Origin of the sequence: Streptomyces sp. JW3 (assembly GCF_052216785.1) — a bacterium.
Taxonomy (GTDB): domain Bacteria; phylum Actinomycetota; class Actinomycetes; order Streptomycetales; family Streptomycetaceae; genus Streptomyces.
Genome location: NZ_JBQOUX010000133.1, coordinates 1 through 20,555 on the forward strand (window position 1 = coordinate 1; position 20,555 = coordinate 20,555).

Sequence of the window (20,555 nt, forward strand, 5' to 3'; positions counted from 1 at the left end):
GCCCCGCTTCCGGTCGGAAGCGGGGCCGTCGCCATGTCGCGCCGCAGGCTCAGCCGCGCAGCACGCGGCCCTGCTTGTCGGTGCGGTCGTTGCTCGTCAGGAAGATGATCCCGTCGATCAGCGCCCACAGACCGAGGCCGCCGCAGGTGAAGAGCTGGGCGATGCCCACGCCGACCGAGCCGACGTAGAAGCGGCCGATGCCGAGGCTGCCGAGGAAGATCTGGAGGATGCCCGCCACGATCTTGGACTTGTCCGAGTACGGGCGGCCCTTCGGGTCGACGCCGTAGGGAGCCTCGGGGGTGGGGACGGTCATGAGTACTGCTCCTGGGATTTTTCACGAGACACCGGAACGGGGTGTTCCGGCGGCCAGGAGGCACGCCGGTACGCGAGCAGGTCGTCGCATTCCGCAGCCGTGTGTCACGCATCACGCCCGAGCGCGCTTGCAGCAGCGCCGGTCGTCCCCCCTGTGAGCCGTGAGCATAGGGAGACGGGTGAGGCGATGGGGAGTGGCTTCGAACGATCGTTCCCCTACCGTGACCAAATCCCCTCCTACCCCACGACGTTGCGTACGACGGTCCAGGCCACGGCGACGGCGAGGATCACCGCGGGTGTGGTCCGGCCGGGGCGCGGCTGCCAACGCCGGCCGCGCAGCCCCTCCCAGCCCCAGCGGCCGAGCAGGGCCAGCGCGTACGGCGAGGCGAGCAGCAGAAGCCTGTTGTCCGCCCAGGCGGCGGCAAACTGACCGTGCATCAGGTCGTACACCATGCGGGTGCCGCCGCAGGCCGGGCAGAGCCATCCGGTGACGAGCCGGAACGGGCACTGCGGCAGCAGGTGGCCCGGCTCGTGCGGGTCGGTGGTGTAGAGGTACGCGGCGCCGGCCGCCCCCGCCGTGAGGACGGCGAGGGGGGCGACGGCCGCGCGACGTCCCACCACATCAGCCACTGCGCAGCACCCGGCCGTCGGAGTCGGTGGTGTTGTCGCTGGTCAGGATGATGATGCCGTCGATCAGCGCCCAGATGCCGAAGCCGCCGCAGGTGAAGAGCTGGGCGATGCCGATACCCACGTTGCCGATGTAGAACCGGCCGATGCCGAGGGTGCCGAGCAGCAGCTGGAGCACACCGGCGACGATCTTCGACTTGTCCGAGTAGGGGCGGCCGAAACGGTCGTAGCCGTAGGGGGCGTTGGGGTCGCCGGTGTAGAAGCCGCCCGGCGGGGGGTAACCACCCGGCGGCGGGTAGCCGCCCGGCGGGGGCGGGTAGGCGCCGCCCTGCGGGTAGCCCTGCTGGTACCCGGGCTGCTGCTGGTAGCCGGCCTGTTGCTGGTAGCCGGCCTGGTTCGGGTCGCCGGGGTAGGGGCCGGGGCCCGGGTATCCGTAGCCGGGCGGCGGCTGGGGCGGCTGCTGCGGCTGCTGAGGTGGTTGCGGCGGCTGGGGCGGCTGCTGGGGCTGTTCGGACATGGTGCTCTCCCCCGGACGATCCGTGAGTGTGGTGATGTGATCAGCGATCAATGTGCTGGCCGCAGTTATCTTGCAGGAGTCTCGGGTAGCGCGCCAGCCAACCCGGGGCGGAGCCCGCCGGGCCGTGCAGGGCCGGTCCCTGGGTCATCTCCATGGCGAAGTCGTCGGCCAGTTCGAGGATCGTGGGCCGCCCTTCCAGCTCGGCCAGCCAGGCCGGCGGGAGTGCCGTCTCGCCGTGCAGCGCGCCCAGCAGGCCGCCGGTGAGGGCACCGGTGGCGGCCGACGCGCCGGCGTGGTTGACGGCGAGCCGCAGCCCCTGCCGCACGTCCTCGCTCACCAGCGCGCAGTACAGGGCGGCGGCCAGCACCCCCTCCGCCGTCCCGGCGCCGCTGAGTGCGGTCACCCGCGCGGGAGTCGGCAGTCCCTGCCGCACCGCGCCGAGCGCCTGCTGCAACGCGTCCGACACCGGCTGGTGGCCGGGCCGGGCGGCGAGCAGCGCCAGCGCGCGCTGTACGGCGCCGTCCAGGCTGTCGCCGCGGGTCACGCCGTGCACGACCGCGGCGTACGCGCCCGCCGCCAGGCAGCCGGTGGGGTGGCCGTGGGTCTGCGCGGCGCACTCCACGGCGAGCTGGACGACGAGTTGCGGTTCCCAGCCGACGAGCAGGCCGAAGGGCGCGGAGCGGGCGGCGGCCTCGGGGCCGCGTTCGGCGGGGTTCTTCGGTGCGGGCGGGGTGCCCATCGTCGTGTCGCCGAACCCGAGCAGCAGCGAACGGGGCGGGTCCCGGCGGGCGTAGAGCCACTCCTCGCGGGCCAGCCAGCCGTCGTCCTTGCGGCGCTCGTCCGGTCCCCAGTCGTGCTGAGTGGCCAGCCAGCGGCGGTACGCGCGGTGCAGGTCGGTCGGCGGGTGCCAGGCGCCGGTGTCCCGGCGGACCTGGGCGCGGATCAGTCCGTCCACGGAGAACAGGGTGAGCTGGGTGAGGTGGGTGACGGCGCCGCGTCTGCCGTAGGCGGGGGCGAGGTCGGCCGGCCCTTCGGCGCCGTGCGTCTCCCGGATCTCGTCGAGGTCCAGCGCGTCGACGGGTGCGCCCAACGCGTCTCCCACGGCGCTCCCGAGCAGGGCGCCGCGCACCCGGCTCCGGAAGTCCTGCTGCTCGGCACGCCCCCAGACGGCACCGGTCGTCGCGCCCACCCAGGCCTCCCCCGGTCATCGTCTGTACGTACGACGCCCAGCACTGTAATCGAACGGAGACGGTGGGTTCAGGGTGGGAAAGGTGCAGGAGTTTTCACGGTGGCTGTCGGGGCCGCCCGGAGGAAAGCGGTCCCCCAGCGGCAACGGGCCCTCAGCCCCCTTATGCCGTCCCCGGCGTGGAGGGTGCGCGCTCGCGTCTCGCCAGCACGCCGGGTCGGCCAAGCGGCTACCACCGAGTGACCACAACAATCACAGCAGGCGCGGCAGGGGCCGAGGGGACGGCTCCGGGAGGGGGTGTCTGCCGAAAATGGATGACACTTGGGGCTCGAGTGTCATCCATTTTTTTGGGGGGCCACCGGGGGGCAGCCGCCGAGACGGCCCGGCGTGCTGGCGAGGCGCGAGCGCGCAACCGGCACGCCGAGGACAGCTCGAAAGACCTGGGGGCCCGTCGCCTCCGGGCCGCTCGCTCGCTTCTGACCCGTGTTGGAGCGGTCCGGGTCAAGGGTGGGCCGCAGGCCCATCGCCGCAGGCGACGCGAAGCGCCCTTGAGGCGGGCCGTGGAAACACGACACTGACAAGAAGCGAGCGGCCCCGACGGCCACTTGGCGGGCCGGTCGCCTGAAGCGCGTCAGTTTTCCGGGGCGAGTTCCGCCCAGACCGTCTTCGCCGGGTCGCGGACAGTTGCATCGTGAAGTGCCGACCGGCGTACGTCATTTCGGGGGCCGAATTACGGGTCATGCCACCGGCGTGGCCGTCCGTCCCTACCGTGAACAGCAACGACGACGGTACTCAGGGTCACCAGCCGGTTGCCTGTCGTGGTCGTACTGCTGGTACTTGGGGAGGAAAAGTGGAGGACGAAGAGGCCGCGGCCATGCTTCAGGCGGTCGGTCGGCAGGTCAAGCTGTGGCGTGAGGCCGCGGGGATGACGCAGTCGGAACTCGGGCCCGCGATCGGGTACAGCGAGGAGATGGTGTCGTCCGTGGAGCGGGGGCGCCGCGCCCCCAAGCCGGACTTCCTCGACAACTCGGATGTCGTCCTCAACGCGGGCGGCAAGCTCTCCGCCATGAAGGAGGACGTGGAGAAGGCCCACTACCCCAAAAAGGTGCGGGACCTCGCCAAGGTGGAGGCGGAGGCCGTCGACCTGGGCGCGTACGAGGGGCTGCAACTGCACGGGATGTTGCAGACGGAGGAGTACGCCCGCGCGTTGTACGCGATGCGGCGGCCCGCCCTCACGGAGGAGGAGATCGAACGGCACGTCGCGGCGCGCATGGCTCGGAAGTCCTTTCTCGATCATGTGCCTCACTGCATGTTCACCTTCATCCAGGACGAGGTGACCCTGCGCAGGCCGATCGGGGGCAAACTGGTGATGCGGCGACAGCTCGAACACCTGCTGGACGTCGGGCAGATGCGACACGTCACGATGCAGGTGGCGCCGACCGACCAGGAGGAGCACGCGGGGATGGCCGGCTCGTTCCAAGTGCTGAAACTCCGAGGCGGCAAGACTGTCGGACACTCGGAAGGACAGCTGTACAGCCGTCTTATCACTGATCCGCGCGAGGTCCAGAAACTCGAAATGCGCTATGGAATGATCCGGGCGCAGGCGCTCACACCTCGTGAGTCGCTGGCGTTCATCAAAAAAGTCTTGGGAGAGATGACATGAGCTCCGCGCTGAAGTGGATCAAGAGCAGCTACAGCAGCAACGACGGCCCCCAGTGCGTCGAGGTCGCCATATCCCCCACCGATCCAGGCACCACCGTCCACGTCCGCGACTCCAAGACCAGGGACGGCGCCCGCCTCGCCATCACGAACAGCGCCTGGACCGACTTCCTGACCTTCACCTCGCAGCACTGAGCGGAGACGCCCCATGTCACCGACGCTGAAGTGGTTCAAGAGCAGCTACAGCAGCAACGACGGTCCCGAGTGCGTCGAGGTCGCCATATCCGCCGCCGCCCCCGGCACCACCGTCCACGTCCGCGACTCCAAGGACACCTCTCGTCCCCATCTGTCCTTCACGGACGCCACCTGGGCGTCGTTCGCGGGCACGATCGCGTCGCCCTGCCGACCGGTCTAGTTCATGATCCGTTAGCGCGTTGACCGTCAGGGCACCGGAGAGTTCCGGCCATGATGCATTCGACACGTGTCAGGGCCGCCTACGCCCTGACGGCCGCCGCACTGTTCACCGGGATCGCCGCCCCCGCCGCCTCGGCCGTACCGCAGGGGCACAGCTCGCGGGAGATACCCTTCACCGCCGCCGAGGTCACCGCGCAGGACGACGGGTCCTACCAGGTCACCTGGAAGGCGCCGGGCGTGCGGAAGGTGGCCGTCAAGGTGAACGGGCGGACCGTCGCCGCCGGTGGCGCGACGGGGTCCGTCGTCGTCAAGGGACTGCGCGCCGCCGACCGGCAGTGGTTCGACCTGGTGCCCGAGCGCGGTGGCAAGCTGCACCTCGCCGACCGGCTGATCCAGCTCGACGGGGCGGTCAACTTCCGGGACGCGGGCGGGTACCGGACCGCCGACGGCCAGTGGGTCAAGATGGGCGTCGTCTACCGCTCCGACGCCTGGGACAAGCTCACCGACGCCGACCTGGCCAAGCTGCGGCGGCTCGGCATCGACACCGACTACGACCTGCGAATGACCTCCGAGCGGACCGCCGCGCCGGACCGGCTGCCCACCGGCGTCACCTATGTCTCCGCCAACGTCAGCGGGGACGCGAACGGCGGCGGGTACGAGATGCCGACCACCGCCGCGGGCGCCGCGCAGATGATGATCGACGGCGAGAAGTCGATGGTCAGCGGCGACACCGCGAAGGCCGCGTACAGCACCGTGTTCGGCGGGATCGCGGCCGACGCCGAGGGCTCGGTCTACCACTGCACCGCCGGCAAGGACCGCACCGGCTGGGCCAGTGCCGCGCTGCTCACGGCGCTCGGTGTGGACCGGGCGACGGTGATGGCGGACTACCTCGCCTCCAACGACTACCGGGCCGAGGCCAACGCCGCCGCGCTCGCCGCGCTGCCCGCCGCGCAGGCCGCCGTCTACAAGCCGATGCTGGACGTCCGCGCCGAGTACCTGAACTCCGGGTTCGAGGAGGTCGAGGACGCGTACGGGTCGTTCGCCGCGTACGAGAAGCAGGCGCTGGGGCTGGACGGCAAGGAACTGCGGCATCTGAAGTCCGAACTGCTGGTCGGCTGAGGGCTGTTCAGGGTGGGACTTGTGGGGAAAGGGTGGTGACATGGCCACCACCACGACCTCACGCGCGTTGCCGCTCGCCGCGACCGTCCTCACCGGGACCGTCGCCCTCTACATGGCGCTCGTCGCCTTCGGCAACATCACCGACTTCGGCACCAATCAGCAGTTCGTCCGGCATGTGCTCGCCATGGACACCACGTTCAAGGACGACGACCTGATGTGGCGGGCGATCACCACCCGGTGGATACAGGACGCCGTGTACGTGGTCGTCATCGTCTGGGAGACGGTCGCCGCGCTGGTCCTGGTCTACGGGACCTGGCTGTGGGCGCGGCGCGATCACGTACGGGGGCGGCGGATCTCGACGTACGGGCTGCTGATGGTGATGCTGCTGTTCGGAGCCGGGTTCATCGGCGTCGGCGGGGAGTGGTTCGCCATGTGGCAGTCCGGGGACTGGAACGGGCTGGACGCCGCCACCCGGGTCTTCCTGCTCACCGGCATCGTGCTGCTCGTCGACCACTTCGCGGGCGGCGAGGCTACCTGACCACGGTGACCGTCGTCCCCGCCGTGCCGAACTTCCACAGCGCGGCCCCGTCCGCCTTGTGCAGCCGCACCCCGCCGGTCTTCGCGCCGGACTCGGCCGGCGGGGGCGAGGAGCCGTCCACCGCGTTGGAGAAGCCGACGGATATGCCCTCCGCGAGGGCGAAGTAGACGATGTGCTCGACCTCGACGCCGTCCGAGCCGGTCGTCGCCTCGGTGCGGGTGCCGATGGTGTACGCGCCGGGGTCGGGGCTGACCGTGCCGGGCCAGACGGTGAAGGTGCGCCGGGTGGCGTCGCTGGCGTCGACCAGCCAGACCCGTTTCTGGCCGAGGGAGTAGACGATGCGGCGGCCGGTGCCGGAGCCGTCCGGCACCGCGGGGGCCTCCGACTCCTCGGCGGAGGGCTTCGCGTCCGCCGGGGCGGAGGCCGAGGCGGTGGGCCGGGCGGCCGCCGTGACGGTCGGGTGCGGCCCGTTGTCCGCCTGTACGGCCAGGGCGGCCACCGCCACGACCGCGCCCGCGGTCAGACCGGTGACCCAGGCCCACGAAGGCAGTCGGGCAGGCACGGGCACACATCTCCTCAGCTACAGGAACCCCGTCATATCAGGGTCGGATCATCGTACTGTGAGCGTCCTGTCCGGTGGACCGGGCATGGAGCTCAGGGGGCGGCGTCCGGCGGTGGGCGGGTGGTGACCCCCGGCAGCCGGCGGCCGCCGTGCACCACCGCGTGCGAGAGGTCGGCGAGGTCGACGCCCTCCACATGGGCATGGGCCCGCAGCAGCGCCAGCGCCTGGTCGGTGGTGAGCGCGTGCCGATAGCTGATCATGCCGACGGCCTGGTGGATCACCGCGTCCAGCGGCAGCAGCCAGGTCTCGGCCAGCGCGTCGTCGGCGGGCGTGGGCACGGACAGCAGCAGCAGTTCGGCGGCGTGCGCGTGGATGCCGGCGACGCGCAGGTCCGCGGCGGACAGCGGGCCGGGCCGGTCGTCGTAGAGGGAGAGGACGAGACCGGCCCGGGAACCGGTGCGGTCCCCGTTGACCACCGGGTACGCGAAGACCGCCCGGATGCCCTTGGCGCGGGCCTGCCCGGCGTAGACGGTCCACGCCCGGACGTCGTCGCGGCCGTCGAGGTCGGGGACGAGGACCGGTTCCGCCCGCTCCAGCGCCTGGACGCATGGCCCCTCCCCCAGGTTGACCTGGAGGGTCTCGCCGCACTCGGCCAGCGTCCCCTCGGCGGCGAGGCAGGCCCGGCGGCCCAGCGAGGCGTCCGCGGCCAGGGTCAGCCCCACCGCGTACGGCCGGCTCAGGGTGTCCCGGCACGCCTGGGCGATGGCCCTCGCGGGCGAGGAATGACCGACATATTGGGAGGCGAGGACGACCGCCTCCACCCGGCGGGCGGTCATGCGGGCCCTCCCCCGGTACGACGGGACGGGCGGGCTGCGGAGGACGGCATGCGGGTACGCCAACGGGACAGAAGCATGGGGAGTCGCCGATCCTGGCACTCGCCGCCGATGCTGCCCGGGTCGGAAGCCAATGTCAGCTTGGAGAGAAGCCGGTCTTCCTGTCGCCGGAGGGCAGTCTGTCTCTTCCACGCTACGCCCCTCACACCGTCCGGAGCGGTCCGCTCCCCGGTCCGGCCGCATCTGGTCCTAGACTCGGGTTCGTGTCACGGAACCCGGTGGTGCGGGAGGTGACGGACCGTGGTCTCCAGAGGTGACCTGGCCTCCGTACTGCTGACCCTGAACGACCCGCCCGATGACAGGAACCTGATCGGCGCCGACCCGGTGGCCTGTGCGCGGGTGCTCGGCGTGGACGGGGTCGCCGTCTCCGCGCTGCTCGGCAACGGAACCGCCGAACTGGTGTGGGCCACTCCCGGAGCCAGCACCGAACTGGAGGACCTCCAGTACACGCTCGGCGAGGGGCCGGGGCCCGAGACGGCCCGGTCCGGCACGGCCCTGCTGGCACCGGACCTGACCGAGGTGCCGGCCGGCCGGTGGCCGATGCTGCTGCCCCGGGCGCTGGCCGCCGGGGTCCGGGCGGTGTTCTGCCTGCCGCTGCTGGTCGGCGGTGCCTGCATCGGCACCTTCACGCTCCAGCGGGCGGCGGCCGGGCCGCTGACCGAGGACGACCTGCCCGACGCGTGGATCCTGGCGCACGCGCTGACCGCCCTGCTGGTGCACGGCACGGACCGGTGGGCGCCGTTCACCGCCGGTGAGGGCGCCGACCTGTACCGGGCGGCCGTGCACCAGGCCGCGGGCATGATCAGCGTGCAGGCCGGCGTCGGCCTGGCCGAGGCGCTGGCCCTGCTGCGGGCGCACGCCTTCGCGCAGGACCGGCCGCTGGCGCGGGTCGCCGAGGACGTGGTGGCCCGGCGGGTGCACTTTCGCAATGATGGGGACCTGCCGGGCGAGTCCGGCCGGCGGAGGGACTGAGGCCACATGACTCGTGAGGAACGGCTGCTGGCGGCCGTCATCGACGCGGTCGACACACTCGTCGACGACTTCGACCTGATCGACTTCCTGCACACGCTGTGCGACCGCTGCACCGAACTGCTGGACGTCTCGGCCGTCGGCGTCATGCTGGCGGACCCGGGTGGCGCACTGCACCTGATCGCCGCCTCCGACGAGCACACCCGGCTGCTGGAACTCTTCGCCCTCCAGCACGACCAGGGGCCCTGCGTGGACTGCTACGCGGACGGCGCGGCCCGGCTCAACATCCGCCTCGGCTCCGCCACCGAGGCCGAACGGTATCCGCTGTTCGCCGCGCAGGCCCGGCGGGCCGGTTTCGCCGCCAGCCACGCGCTGCCGATGCGGCTGCGCGAGCGGACCATCGGCGCGCTGAACCTGTTCGACGCCCAGGACAAGGACATCGACGCGCCCGACGCGCGGGTGGCGCAGGCGCTGGCGGACGTGTCCACCATCGCCATCCTCCAGCACCGCACCGTCGTGCACGGCAACCGGGAGCGCGCCCAGCTCCAGGCCGCCCTGTCCAGCCGTATCGTCATAGAGCAGGCCAAGGGCATCCTCGCCGAACGCTGGCACACCGACGTGGACGACGCCTTCGACGCCCTGCGCCGGTACGCCCGCGTCCGGCAGCTCGGTCTGTCCGCGGTGTGTCGCAGCCTCGTGGAGCGGGAACTCGACAGCGACGAGCTGCGCCGGCCCTGACCACCTGCCCCAAGGGGGCACGCCGTGCACGACCACGATGGCAACGACGCCGAGGACGAGGCCCACATCGGGCTCTGGAGACACCTCGCCGGGTCCGGTGACGCCACCGCGGACGTCACCCTGGGCTCCGCCTGCGCCGCCTGCGCGAGCGACCTCGGGGTGGACTGCGTCGGGGTGGTGCTGATCTCCCCCGGGGAACTGCGGATGCTGGGCCACGCCACCGACCAGCGCGCCCGGCACCTGGAGAACGCCCAGCTGGTCGGCGGCGAGGGACCCTGCACCGAGGCGTTCGTCCGGGGCGAACTCGTCGAGGTGCCGGATCTGCGCGAGGTGCCCGAGGACCAGTGGTCGCTCTTCACCCGGGTCGCCGACGAGCAGCGGCTGCGCGCGGTCGCCGCGTTCCCGCTGGCCGTCGGACCGCTGCGGCTCGGCGCCCTCGACCTCTTCATGGCCGCCCCCGGCCCCTTCACCGAGCGGCAGCGCGACCGGGGCCGCGGCTACGCCCGGATCGCCGCCCTGCTCGCCCTCGACGCCCACCCGGCGCTGCTGACCGCCGAGGACCGGCGGGCCAGGCCCGGACCGCAGGGCTATCCGCCCAGCGTCCACCTGGCCGCCGGCATCCTCGCCGAGAAGGACGGGCTGACCCCCGACGACGCCCTGGCCCGGATGCGCGCGCACGCCTTCGGCAACGACCAGCCGCTGCTGCGGACCGCGGACCAGGTGATCAGCGACCGGGCGCTGGACTGACCCTCAGTCCAGTACCGGCAGCAGCTCGGGCAGGTGCCCGTCCGACGCCGACGCCGCCCGCCGCCGCTCCTCGGGCACGTCGCCGTAGAGCGTGGTGCGGGGCTTGGCGGGGCGGCCGGCCGCGTCGGCGACCGCGATCAGGTCCTTGACGGACTTGTAGGAGCCGTAGGAGGAGCCCGCCATCCGGGAGATGGTCTCCTCCATGAGCGTGCCGCCGAGGTCGTTCGCGCCGGAGCGGAGCATCTCCGCGGCGCCCTCGGTGCCGAGCTTCACCCAGCTGGTCTGGATGTTCGGCACCCAGGGGTGCAGGAGGAGGCGGGCCATCGCGGTGACGGCGCGGTTGTCGCGCAGGGACGGGCCGGGGCGGGCGATGCCGGCCAGGTAGACGGGGGCGTTGGTGTGGATGAAGGGGAGGGTGACGAACTCCGTGAAGCCGCCGGTGCGCTGCTGGATGCCGGCCAGGGTGCGCAGGTGGCCGAGCCAGTGCCGGGGCTGGTCGACGTGGCCGTACATCATGGTCGAGGAGGAGCGGATGCCCAGTTCGTGGGCGGTCTCGATGACCTCGATCCAGGTGGCGGCGGGGAGTTTGCCCTTGGTGAGGATCCAGCGGACCTCGTCGTCGAGGATCTCGGCGGCGGTGCCGGGGATGGAGTCCAGGCCCGCTTCCTTGGCGGCCGTCAGCCACTCGCGGACGGACAGGCCGGTGCGGGTGGCGCCGTTGACGACCTCCATCGGGGAGAAGGCGTGCACGTGCATGCCGGGGACGCGTTCCTTGACCGCCCGCGCGATGTCGAAGTACGCCGTGCCCGGCAGGTCCGGGTGGATGCCGCCCTGCATGCAGACCTCGACCGCGCCGACCTCCCACGCCTGCTGGGCGCGGTCGGCGACCTGGTCCAGGGAGAGGGTGTAGGCGTCGGCGTCGGTGCGGCGCTGCGCGAAGGCGCAGAAACGGCAGCCGGTGTAGCAGACGTTGGTGAAGTTGATGTTGCGGGTGACGATGTACGTCACGTCGTCGCCGACGGCCGACTTGCGGACGTCGTCCGCGATCCGGGTGAGGGCGTCCAGCGCCGGGCCGTCCGCGTGCAGCAGGGCGAGCGCCTCGGCGTCGGTGAGCCTGGTGGGGTCGGCGGCGGCGGTGGTGAGGGCGGCGCGTACGTCGGTGTCGATGCGCTCGGGGGCCATGCCGGGGGCGGCTGCCTCGCGCAGGGCGGACCAGTCGCCGTAGACCTCGTCGAAGTCGTCGCGGCGGTCGCCGGTGCGGCCCTCGGTGTCGATGGTGCGGTGCAGGTCGGTGCGGCCGGTGGCGGTGAACACCTCGTCGGGTTCCTGCCAGGGCCGGCCCTCGACGGTGGCGTCCTCGCGGGCCAGGCCGGTCTCCGGGTCGGCGAGGGCGCGGACGTGCGGGAGCAGCCGGGGGTCGAGCCAGGGCTCGCCGCGCCGGACGAACTCCGGGTAGACGCAGAGACGTTCCCGCAGCTCGAACCCGGCCGCCCGGGACTTCTCCGCCAGCTCCTCGATCTGCGGCCAGGGGCGCTCGGGGTTGACGTGGTCGATGGTGAGCGGGGAGACGCCGCCCCAGTCGTCGATACCCGCGCCGATGAGGCGTTCGTACTCGCTGTCCACCAGGTTGGGCGGGGCCTGGAGGTTGGCGGCCGGGCCCATGATGTGCCGGGCGACGGCCACGGCGGCGACCAGTTCGTCCAGTTCCGCGTCCGGCATGGAGCGCATCGCGGTGTCCGGCTTGGCGCGGAAGTTCTGGATGATCAGTTCCTGGACGCCGTGGTAGGCCCGGGAGACCTTGCGCAGCGCGAAGAGGGACTCGGCGCGCTCCTCGTAGGTCTCGCCGATGCCGAGGAGCAGGCCCGAGGTGAAGGGGACGGAGGAGCGGCCGGCGTCCTCCAGGACCCGCAGCCGGACGGCGGGTTCCTTGTCCGGGGAGCCGTAGTGGGGGCCGCCGGGCTCCGACCACAGGCGGGTCGCGGTGGTCTCCAGCATCATGCCCATGCTCGGCGCGACGGGCTTCAGGCGCTGGAAGTCGGTCCAGGTCAGGACGCCCGGGTTGAGGTGCGGGAGGAGACCGGTCTCCTCCAGGATGCGGATCGAGATGGCGCGGACGTAGGCGATGGTGTCGTCGTAGCCGTGCGCGTCGAGCCACTCGCGGGCCTCGGGCCAGCGGTCCTCCGGCTTGTCGCCGAGGGTGATGAGGGCTTCCTTGCAGCCGAGGGCGGCGCCCTTGCGGGCGATGTCCAGCACCTCGTCCGGGGACATGAACATGCCGTGGCCGTCGCGGCGCAGCTTGCCGGGGACGGTGACGAAGGTGCAGTAGTGGCACTTGTCCCGGCACAGCCGGGTGAGGGGGATGAAGACGCTCTTCGAGTACGTGATGACGCCGGGGCGCCCGGCGGCCGCGAGGCCCGCGTCGCGGACCCGGGCGGCGGACGCGGTGAGGTCGGCCAGGTGCTCGCCGCGGGCCTGGAGGAGGACGGCGGCCTCGGAGACGTCCAGGGCGACGCCGGTTCGAGCGCGTTTCAGGGCGCGCCGCAGGGAGGTCTCGGTGGGGCCGGGTCCAGGGGTCGCGGGAGTCGTCATTCTTCGAGGATACGAGCGTGGTGATCAGGGGGGTTGCGGTGGTTTGGCGGGTGCGGGTGCGTCGGGGCTGGTCGCGCAGTTCCCCGCGCCCCTAGGTTGGCTTGCTTCCCGGCGATTGATTGCCTTGCCGTTCTGCTCAGTTCACCGGTTGATTGGAGCGTTGGGCTCATGGGTGAAGACATCGGTAGACGTGCCGTGTTCGTGACGGGGGCCGCCGCCGCGCTTACGCTCACCGCCGTGAGCTTCGCGTCGGCCGCCGAGGGCGAACGGACCAGGACGATCCGGGGCACGCTGCCCACCGGGTCGCCGGACTTCGTGTACGTGCCGGTGGAAGTGCCGGACGGGGTGCGGGAGTTCCGGGTCTCCTACAGCTACGACAGACCCGCCGTGCCGGCCGGCACCGCGGGCAACGCGCTCGACATCGGCCTGTTCGACGAGCGCGGCACCGAGCTGGGCGGCCGGGGTTTCAGGGGCTGGTCGGGCGGGGCGCGCACCGAGTTCTTCGTCCGGGCGGACGAGGCGACGCCGGGATACCTCCCCGGGCCGGTGCGGGCGGGGACCTGGTACATCGCGCTCGGCCCGTACACGGTGGCGCCGCAGGGGCTGGCGTACGAGCTCACGGTGACGCTGGGGTACGGCGAGCCGGGCGCGGCCGCGGCGCCGGTGTATCCGCCGGAGCGGGCCAAGGGGCGGGGGCGGGCCTGGTACCGGGGGGACTGCCATCTGCACTCCTGGTACTCCGACGGGCGGCGCACCCCGGCCGAGATCGCGGCGCTGGCGCGGGCGGCGGGGCTGGACTTCATCAACTCCTCCGAGCACAACACGCACGCCGCGCACGCCCACTGGGCCGAGGTCGCCGGGGAGGACCTGCTGGTCATGGTCGGTGAGGAGGTGACGACCCGGAACGGGCACGTGGTGGCGCTGGGTACGGACCCGGGGACCTTCGTGGACTGGCGCTACCGGGCCCGGGACAACCGGTTCGGGCGGTTCGCCCGGCAGATCCGGCGGGCCGGGGGGCTGGTCGTGCCGGCCCATCCGCACGCCACCTGCATCGGCTGCAACTGGAAGTTCGGCTTCGCCGAGGCGGACGCGGTGGAGGTGTGGAACGGGCCCTGGACCCCGGACGACGAGGTGGCGCTGGCCGACTGGGACGGCATGCTGGTGGCGTCGGTGCGGGAGGGGCGGGACGGGCGGGACGAGCGGGACGGGCGGGGCTGGATTCCGGCGATGGGCAGCAGCGACGCGCACCGCGATCCGGACGTGATCGGGTTGCCGCAGACCGTCGTCCTCGCCGACGACCTGACCCGGCGCGCGATCCAGGACGGCATCCGGGCCGGGCGGTCCTACGTCGCCGAGTCCGCGCGGCTCACCCTGGCGTTCACCGCGGCGGGCGGGCGCGGGGAGCACGCCGGGATCGGGGAGCGGCTCGCGGTGGCCGACGACACCCCGGTCACCGTGCGGCTGGCGGTGACCGGCGCGCCGCGCTGCACCGTCCGGTTCGTCACCGACCAGGGCGTGCTGCACACCGGCGGCCCGCTGCCGGTGTCCGGCGAGGGCGTGGTGGAGTGGCGGACCACCGCCTCGTACGCGGCGTACGTCCGGGCGGAGGTACGGCACGAGGTGGCGGCGGGAGCGCTGCCGGGGGCGCTGGCGGCGTTCACCAACCCGGTGTTCCTGGGCCGCCGTTAGCGGGCTTCCGGCGGATCCCCGGGCCCGGCCATCCGCCGTTAGCGGGCTTCCGGCGGATCCCCGGGCCCCGCCAGGTCCGCGACCACCGCGAAGTGGTCCGAGGGCCAGACGCCGTCCACCGGGCCGTCGCCCGCCCGGCGCACCGCGCGGACCCGGCCGAGGCCGCCGGGGCCGGGCGGGCCGGGGCGGATGTAGTCGACGCGGTTCGGCGGACCGTCGCCGCCGACGTACGGGTTGGCCGGGTCCCAGGTGGCGGACGGGGCGGCCGGGTCGGCCAGGTCCCAGGCGTCCGGGTAGCCGCGGTCGGCGAGCAGCCGGATCTCGTCGGTGCCGGGGCCGGCGTTGAAGTCGCCGGTGAGCACGCCGGGGTGAGCGGTGCCGCGCCGGTGCCGGTCGAGGAAGCCGGTGACGGCGGTGACCTGGCGGCGGCGGACCGCCGCGGCGGACGGCGCCGAGGTCAGGTGGGCGGTGCAGAACGGGACCAGGTGGCCGGGCGCGTCCAGACCGGCGTACAGCGCGACCCGCCCGTCGTCGAGCTCGGCCGGCGCCGGCAGCCGCAGCGCCGCCCGCTCCACCACCGGCCAGCGGCTGAGCACCGCGGTGCCGATGACCACCGCCTCGGAGCCGATCCGCCGCTGCCAGCGCTCCGGCGCGCCGTACGCCGCCCAGGTCCAGTGCAGGCCGAGTTCGCCGGCCAGCCACTCGGCGAGGTTGCCGCCGTCGTCCGACGCCCAGACCTCCTGGAGGCCCACCACGTCGGGGCCGAGGTCCCGCAGTACGGCCAGCACCGCCTTCTGCCGCTCCGCCCAGGGCCCGAACCGCCACCACAGATTCCAGGTCACGACCCGCACGACCGCACCACCCGTCTCTCCCGCGTCCCCGCGTCCCGGCCTTCCCGCGTCTTCGCGTATCTCCACGGGAACCTTCCCCGAGGCTTCCCGGCGAACATGACGAACGGGCGACGTACCGGAGACGGACCGTCCGCCGGCTCCGGTGGCGCACCGGCCGTTTGGGGAGACCGTGTGAGGGCTCTGTGCCACGCCGTACCTGCGGCGCCGATCCGCGCGTCCCCCGGCTGACGGGGACGGTACGGACAGGGCAGACTGACAGGGTTGCTCGGGATATCTAGGGGGACTGGATGGACGGTGAGCCGCGAACGCCGGGGCAGCGGGCCGCCCTGCGGTTCGGCGTGCTCGGTCCGGTACGCGCCTGGCGCGGCGACGAACCGCTGGCCACCGGCTCGCCCATGCAACGCGCCCTGCTCGCCGCCCTGTTGCTGCGCGAGGGCCGCACGGCGACCGCGGCGGAGCTGATCGACGCCCTGTGGGGCGAGGAGCCGCCGCCCCGGGCGCTGGCGGCGGTCCGCACCTACGCGTCCCGGCTGCGCAAGGTGCTCGGCGAGGGGGTGCTGGTCAGCGAGTCCGGCGGGTACGCCGTGCCCGGACTGGCCGGCGGGGCGCTGGACCTCACCGACGTACAGGACGCGGCCGCGGCCGCGGAGAAGGCGCGCGCCGCCGGTGATCCGGGCCGGGCCCGGGAACTGCTGCGCGGCGCGCTGGCCCGGTGGGACGGCGAGGCGCTGGCCGGCGTACCCGGGCCGTACGCGCAGGGGCAGCGGGTGCGCCTTGAGGAGTGGCGGCTGCAACTCCTGGAGACCCGGCTCGACCTGGACCTGGCGCGGGGCTGCCACGCGGAGGCCGTCTCCGAACTGACCGCGCTCACCGCCGCGCACCCGCTGCGCGAGCGGCTGCGCGAACTGCTGATGCTGGCGCTGTACCGCAGCGGACGGCAGGCCGAGGCGCTCGCCGTGTACGCCGACACCCGGCTGCTGCTGGCCCGGGAGCTGGGCGTGGACCCGCGCGGGCAACTCCAGGAGCTCCAGCGGCGGGTGCTGCGCGCCGACCCGGCCCTCGCGGAGCCCGCCGGGCCGGTCGAGCGGCCCGCGCCGGCCCCCGTCCGCCCGGCTCAACTTCCGGCGACCGTCCCGGACTTCACCGGACGGGCCGCGTTCGTCAGAGAACTCAGCGAGGTACTGGGCTCGGCGGCGGGTGGCGCGGGCCGGGTGATGGCGCTGTCCGCGGTCGCCGGGATCGGCGGCGTCGGCAAGACGACGCTCGCGGTGCACGTCGCCCACCAGGCCAGGGCCGCCTTCCCGGACGGGCAGCTCTACGTCGACCTGCAGGGCGCCGGGACCCGGCCGGCCGAACCGGAGACGGTGCTGGGCGCGTTCCTGCGGGCGCTGGGCACCGCCGACTCGGCCGTTCCCGACTCGCTCGAGGAGCGGGCCGCGCTGTACCGCTCGGTGCTGGACGGCCGCCGGGTGCTGGTGCTGCTGGACAACGCCCGGGACGCCGCCCAGGTCCGTCCGCTGCTGCCGGGCGCGGCGGGCTGCGCGGCGCTGGTCACGTCCCGGGTGCGGATGGCGGGGCTGGCCGGGGCCCATCTGGTCGACCTGGACGTCATGTCGCCGGAGGAGGCGCTGGCGCTGTTCACCCGGATCGTCGGCGCGGAGCGGGTGGCGGCGGAGCGGGAGGCCGCCCTGGACGTGGTGGCGGCCTGCGGTTTCCTGCCGCTGGCGATCCGGGTCGCCGCGTCCCGGCTGGCCGCCCGGCGCACCTGGACGGTGTCGGTGCTGGCCGCCAAGCTCGCCGACGAACGCCGCCGGCTGGACGAGCTCCAGACCGGTGACCTGGCGGTGGCCGCCACCTTCGAGCTGGGCTACGGCCAGCTGGAACCCGCCCAGGCCCGCGCGTTCCGGCTGCTGGGGCTGGCCGACGGCCCGGACATCTCGCTGGCCGCCGCGGCGGCGGTACTGGACCTGCCCGCCGAGGACGCCGAGGACCTGCTCGAGTCGCTCGTCGACACCTCGCTCCTTGAGTCGGCGGCGCCGGGCCGCTACCGGTACCACGATCTGGTCCGGCTCTACGCGCGTGCATGCGCCGAACGCGACGAGTCGCCGCCGGGCGAACGGGCCGCGGCGCTCACCCGGCTGCTGGACTTCTACCTGGCCACGGCGGCCGCCGTGTACGCCATCGAACGGCCCGGCGACCGGCTGGTGGACCACCTCGCGCCGACCGCGTATCCGGGGCTGGCCTTCGCCGACCGGCACGCGGCCCGGGACTGGCTGTACGCCGAGGCGCACGTCCTGCTGGCCTGCGTGCAGCAGAGCGCGAAGGGACCGGCCCTGGCCCGTGCCGTCGATCTGCTGTGGGCGGCCAAGGACCTGGCCGAGTCCGGGGCCAACGCCAAGCAGTACGAGGTCGCCGCCCTCGCCCTGCGGGACGCGGCCGAGGCCGCGGCCGGCCCCGGGGTGCTGAGCCGGGCGCTGACCACGCTGACCAACGTCCATCTGGTGGCCGGCCGGTTCGCCGAGGCGGAGGAGCAGGCCCGGCTGGCCATGGAGCTGGCCGCCCTCGCCGGGGACCCGGCACCGCACTGCTGGGCCGCCAACGACCGCGGCATCAGCGCGATCTACCAGGGGCGCAACGCCGAGGCCGAGCAGTACCTGCGCCAAGCCATCGAGATCTTCCGCGCGGACCGGAACCTGGCCGGTCAGGCCAGCGCCCTGTGCAACCTCTCCCGCAGCCACCTGGCGCTGGGCCGCACCACCAGCGCGGTGGAGCTGGCCCGGCAGGGCATCGCCATCTACGACCGGCTGGGGCACGCCCTGCGCGGCGCCAACGGCCGCTACGCGCTGGGCCTGGCGCTCACCGGGCAGGGCCGGCTGGACGCGGCCGTCGACCGGCTGACCGAGGCGCTGGAGGTGTTCCGCGACAGCCGGCAGCGGCTGTGGGAGGGCATGACCCTGTTCCGGCTGGCCGAGGCGCGGCTGGCCGGGCGGGATGCGGCGCGGGCCGCCGCGCTGGCCGAGCAGGCGCTCGCGGTGCTGCGCGGGGACAGCGGCGAGTGGCGGCGCGGCAACGTGCTGACCGTGCTCGGCCACGCGCTCGGCGCGCTCGGCCAGACCGGCCGGGCCCGGGCCTGCTGGCAGGAGGCGCTCACCGTCTTCGAGCGGCTCGGCGCGCCGGAGGCCGACGAGGTGCGGCCGCTGCTGCGGCCGGCCGCCGCCGTCGTCTGAGCCGCGCGGGGGCGCTCGCGGCGTTCGCGGCGTTCATCGTTCGTTTATCGCCGCGCGGCACCCTCGGGTCTGTCGGTCCGTCGCGTCGGGGGGCAGACGGATCAGCGGCGCTCGGCGTCGCTAGGGTGAACGACCCTGACATGCCCGTCCGGCGGTCGCTCGGGGGAGCCGCCGGGCGGGCGTTCGCCGATCGATGGACAGGAGTTCAGGTCATGGCCGATGCCAAGAAGGACACCGTGGTCAAGCCGCTCGACAACCACGTGATGGATGCCGAGACCGAGGCCGGCACGCAGGACAACCACGTCATGGACGAGGAGACCGCCGCCGCCACCACCGACGCGACGGCGACGGCGGCGACCGACCAGTCCTGACCGCGCCTCCGCACCGGAGGGAGAAGCCGGGGGACGGCGGGGGAACGGCCGCGGTGGCGCCGAGGGGGAGCCACCGCGGCCGACGCATGTCCGGCGCCGGGCCGGCCCGGCCCGCCCCGCGGGGCCTAGCTGTTCCGGGCCGTCCCCGTGCCCTTCTCCGCGTCCAGCGCGTACACGCAGCGGTCCTTGCTGCACGCGTACACGATGCCGTCCCGCACCACCGGGGTGCCGGTGATCTCGCCGCCGGTCGCCAGCTTCCAGCGCAGCCGGCCGTCGTCGGCCTTCAGGGTGTAGAGCAGATGGTCGGTGGAGCCGAAGTGGATGCGGCCCTCGGCCACCGCGGGCGCGCCCACGATGTCGCCGCCCGCCTGGAACCGCCACTTGGGCGTGCCGGTGACGGCGTCCAGGGTGTAGAGGCCCTTGCCGCTGCCGACGTGCACATGGCCGGCGGCGACCAGTACCGGTTCGGTGGCGGTGCGCGCCTCGGTGGCGATCCGCCAGCGGTCCCGGCCGTCGGCGGCGTCCAGCGCGTACACCGTGCCGAGGTAGTCGGCGAGGTAGACGCCGCCGCCGGTGACGGCCGGGCCGGGCACGAAGACCGGCGGGGAGAGGAAGACCGCGGGGGCCTCGAAGTGCCAGCGGACATGGCCGGTGGCCACGTCCAGCGCCAGCACCCGGGTACCGGCGCAGACGTACACGCAGCCGTCCGGCGCCCGGCCGATCCGTACCGGCACCCCGCCGCAGGAGGCCGCGTCGCCGATCGGGTACGACCAGCGCTCGTCGCCGGTGCGGGCGTCCAGGGCGCACAGCCGGGCGTCCTGCCAGACGTAGACCGTGCCGTCGTGCAGCACCGGGCCGGCCTCCGGGGACTCGAAGTCGGTCTGGCAGCCGCTCGTCTCCCACAGTTTCCGGCCGGTGGCGGCTTCCCAGGACTGGACGCCGCCGCCGCGGGTGCCGGTGACGACGGTGCCCCGGTCGGCCTTGAGCGCGTACACCCAGGCGTCCGTGGACAGCCGCCACAGGTCGGCGCCCTCGCGGGCGTCCAGCGCGTACAGGGTGGGCCCGTCGGAGGCGTGGATACGGCCGTCCGCGACCGCCATCGACCAGGCCACGTCCCGGGTCTTGAAGCGGCGCCGGCCGGTGGCCACGTCCAGGGCGTGCACCTCGAAGGAGGTGACGTAGACCAGGTCGCCGGCGACGGACGGGGTGCCCCAGACGTCGTTGGACATCCGGAACCGCCAGGGCCGCCAGCCGGTGGCCGCCGGGTCGGGCGGCGCGGCGGGCAGCGCGGGCGGGGCGGACGGTACGGCGGGCTCGGCGCCGTTGACGCCGGGGCGGGGCTTGGCCCAGGAGGCGGACAGCGCGGCCTCCGGGGGCGGCGCCTTGACCACGGCGGCGCGGGTGTCGGCGACCCGGGGGCCGGGGCCGATGGGCACGGCGGCGCCGGCCAGCCGGACCGGGCCGGTGTCGGGGGCGCCGGCCGGGGCGGGCACGGCCGGGGCGGGGTGCGGCGGCCGGCCGGGCACGACGGGATCGTGGGCCGGCGG

At 73.7% G+C, this 20,555-nt stretch carries 20 protein-coding genes; 11 read left to right on the forward strand and 9 right to left on the reverse strand.

Annotated features, from left to right (window positions below; all coding sequences use genetic code 11):
- Positions 1–49: 49 nt before the first annotated feature.
- From ACTT8P_RS34000 to ACTT8P_RS34015, 4 genes are all read right to left on the reverse strand, one after another.
- Positions 50–313 (reverse strand): TM2 domain-containing protein, encoded by a 264-nt coding sequence (locus ACTT8P_RS34000; protein ID WP_442835647.1) that lies wholly within the window; start codon positions 311–313, stop codon positions 50–52.
- Between the two features lie 236 nt (positions 314–549).
- The gene (locus tag ACTT8P_RS34005) at positions 550–942 is read right to left on the reverse strand and encodes a DUF2752 domain-containing protein (protein ID WP_442835648.1); all 393 of its coding nucleotides are present in this window, start codon (positions 940–942) and stop codon (positions 550–552) included.
- Positions 935–1,456, reverse strand: coding sequence for a TM2 domain-containing protein (locus ACTT8P_RS34010; protein ID WP_442835649.1), 522 nt, complete (start codon positions 1,454–1,456; stop codon positions 935–937). The genes ACTT8P_RS34005 and ACTT8P_RS34010 overlap by 8 nt, the downstream gene beginning before the upstream one ends.
- Positions 1,457–1,496: 40 nt before the next feature.
- The gene (locus ACTT8P_RS34015; protein ID WP_442835650.1) at positions 1,497–2,645 is read right to left on the reverse strand and encodes an ADP-ribosylglycohydrolase family protein; all 1,149 of its coding nucleotides are present in this window, start codon (positions 2,643–2,645) and stop codon (positions 1,497–1,499) included.
- A gap of 847 nt (positions 2,646–3,492) precedes the next feature.
- Between ACTT8P_RS34015 and ACTT8P_RS34020 the strand changes: the two genes are divergently transcribed.
- The 5 genes from ACTT8P_RS34020 to ACTT8P_RS34040 are packed head-to-tail and all read left to right on the forward strand — an operon-like array spanning position 3,493 to position 6,372.
- Complete coding sequence (locus ACTT8P_RS34020) at positions 3,493–4,305, forward strand: helix-turn-helix domain-containing protein (protein ID WP_442835651.1); 813 nt, start codon at positions 3,493–3,495, stop codon at positions 4,303–4,305.
- Complete coding sequence (locus ACTT8P_RS34025; RefSeq protein WP_442835652.1) at positions 4,302–4,496, forward strand: DUF397 domain-containing protein; 195 nt, start codon at positions 4,302–4,304, stop codon at positions 4,494–4,496. The genes ACTT8P_RS34020 and ACTT8P_RS34025 overlap by 4 nt, the downstream gene beginning before the upstream one ends.
- A 13-nt stretch (positions 4,497–4,509) precedes the next feature.
- On the forward strand, positions 4,510–4,716 hold the full coding sequence (locus ACTT8P_RS34030) for a DUF397 domain-containing protein (RefSeq protein WP_442835653.1): 207 nt from the start codon (positions 4,510–4,512) through the stop codon (positions 4,714–4,716).
- A gap of 50 nt (positions 4,717–4,766) precedes the next feature.
- Entirely contained in the window at positions 4,767–5,834 is a 1,068-nt protein-coding gene (locus ACTT8P_RS34035) for a tyrosine-protein phosphatase (RefSeq protein ID WP_442835654.1), read from the forward strand.
- A 40-nt stretch (positions 5,835–5,874) separates the two neighbouring features.
- Positions 5,875–6,372 carry a DUF2165 domain-containing protein gene (locus tag ACTT8P_RS34040; protein WP_442835655.1) on the forward strand — a complete coding sequence of 166 codons (498 nt, stop codon included), beginning with the start codon at positions 5,875–5,877 and terminating at the stop codon, positions 6,370–6,372.
- On the opposite strand, the gene ACTT8P_RS34045 is transcribed toward ACTT8P_RS34040, so the two are convergent.
- Together ACTT8P_RS34045 and ACTT8P_RS34050 are read right to left on the reverse strand one after the other, a co-directional pair.
- Positions 6,365–6,940 (reverse strand): hypothetical protein, encoded by a 576-nt coding sequence (locus ACTT8P_RS34045; RefSeq protein ID WP_442835656.1) that lies wholly within the window; start codon positions 6,938–6,940, stop codon positions 6,365–6,367. The two genes, ACTT8P_RS34040 and ACTT8P_RS34045, sit on opposite strands and share 8 nt — an antisense overlap.
- Before the next feature lie 86 nt (positions 6,941–7,026).
- Positions 7,027–7,770: a GAF and ANTAR domain-containing protein gene (locus ACTT8P_RS34050; RefSeq protein ID WP_442835657.1), complete on the reverse strand. Its 744-nt coding sequence runs from the start codon at positions 7,768–7,770 to the stop codon at positions 7,027–7,029.
- A 297-nt stretch (positions 7,771–8,067) separates the two neighbouring features.
- On the opposite strand from ACTT8P_RS34050, the gene ACTT8P_RS34055 reads away from it, so the two are divergent.
- From ACTT8P_RS34055 to ACTT8P_RS34065, 3 genes are read left to right on the forward strand one after another with little or no spacing between them, the layout of a single operon-like run.
- Entirely contained in the window at positions 8,068–8,799 is a 732-nt protein-coding gene (locus ACTT8P_RS34055) for a GAF domain-containing protein (protein WP_442835658.1), read from the forward strand.
- Positions 8,800–8,805: 6 nt separating this feature from the next.
- The gene (locus ACTT8P_RS34060; RefSeq protein ID WP_442835659.1) at positions 8,806–9,534 is read left to right on the forward strand and encodes an ANTAR domain-containing protein; all 729 of its coding nucleotides are present in this window, start codon (positions 8,806–8,808) and stop codon (positions 9,532–9,534) included.
- Between the two features lie 24 nt (positions 9,535–9,558).
- Positions 9,559–10,281: a GAF and ANTAR domain-containing protein gene (locus ACTT8P_RS34065; protein WP_442835660.1), complete on the forward strand. Its 723-nt coding sequence runs from the start codon at positions 9,559–9,561 to the stop codon at positions 10,279–10,281.
- A gap of 3 nt (positions 10,282–10,284) precedes the next feature.
- Here ACTT8P_RS34065 and ACTT8P_RS34070 read toward each other — a convergent pair whose 3' ends face one another.
- Positions 10,285–12,870, reverse strand: coding sequence for a bifunctional FO biosynthesis protein CofGH (locus ACTT8P_RS34070; RefSeq protein ID WP_442835661.1), 2,586 nt, complete (start codon positions 12,868–12,870; stop codon positions 10,285–10,287).
- 168 nt (positions 12,871–13,038) lie between these two features.
- On the opposite strand from ACTT8P_RS34070, the gene ACTT8P_RS34075 reads away from it, so the two are divergent.
- Positions 13,039–14,559 carry a CehA/McbA family metallohydrolase gene (locus ACTT8P_RS34075; RefSeq protein WP_442835662.1) on the forward strand — a complete coding sequence of 507 codons (1,521 nt, stop codon included), beginning with the start codon at positions 13,039–13,041 and terminating at the stop codon, positions 14,557–14,559.
- Between the two features lie 38 nt (positions 14,560–14,597).
- Here the strand turns inward: ACTT8P_RS34075 and ACTT8P_RS34080 are convergent, their stop codons facing one another.
- Positions 14,598–15,410: an endonuclease/exonuclease/phosphatase family protein gene (locus tag ACTT8P_RS34080; protein ID WP_442835663.1), complete on the reverse strand. Its 813-nt coding sequence runs from the start codon at positions 15,408–15,410 to the stop codon at positions 14,598–14,600.
- Between the two features lie 287 nt (positions 15,411–15,697).
- Here ACTT8P_RS34080 and ACTT8P_RS34085 point away from each other — a divergent pair, with 287 nt between their 5' ends.
- The gene (locus ACTT8P_RS34085) at positions 15,698–18,637 is read left to right on the forward strand and encodes an AfsR/SARP family transcriptional regulator (RefSeq protein WP_442835664.1); all 2,940 of its coding nucleotides are present in this window, start codon (positions 15,698–15,700) and stop codon (positions 18,635–18,637) included.
- A gap of 212 nt (positions 18,638–18,849) precedes the next feature.
- Positions 18,850–19,008: a hypothetical protein gene (locus ACTT8P_RS34090; RefSeq protein WP_442835665.1), complete on the forward strand. Its 159-nt coding sequence runs from the start codon at positions 18,850–18,852 to the stop codon at positions 19,006–19,008.
- A gap of 125 nt (positions 19,009–19,133) precedes the next feature.
- On the opposite strand, the gene ACTT8P_RS34095 is transcribed toward ACTT8P_RS34090, so the two are convergent.
- Positions 19,134–20,555: outer membrane protein assembly factor BamB family protein (locus tag ACTT8P_RS34095; RefSeq protein WP_442835666.1), on the reverse strand; the 1,422-nt coding region annotated here is incomplete at its 5' end.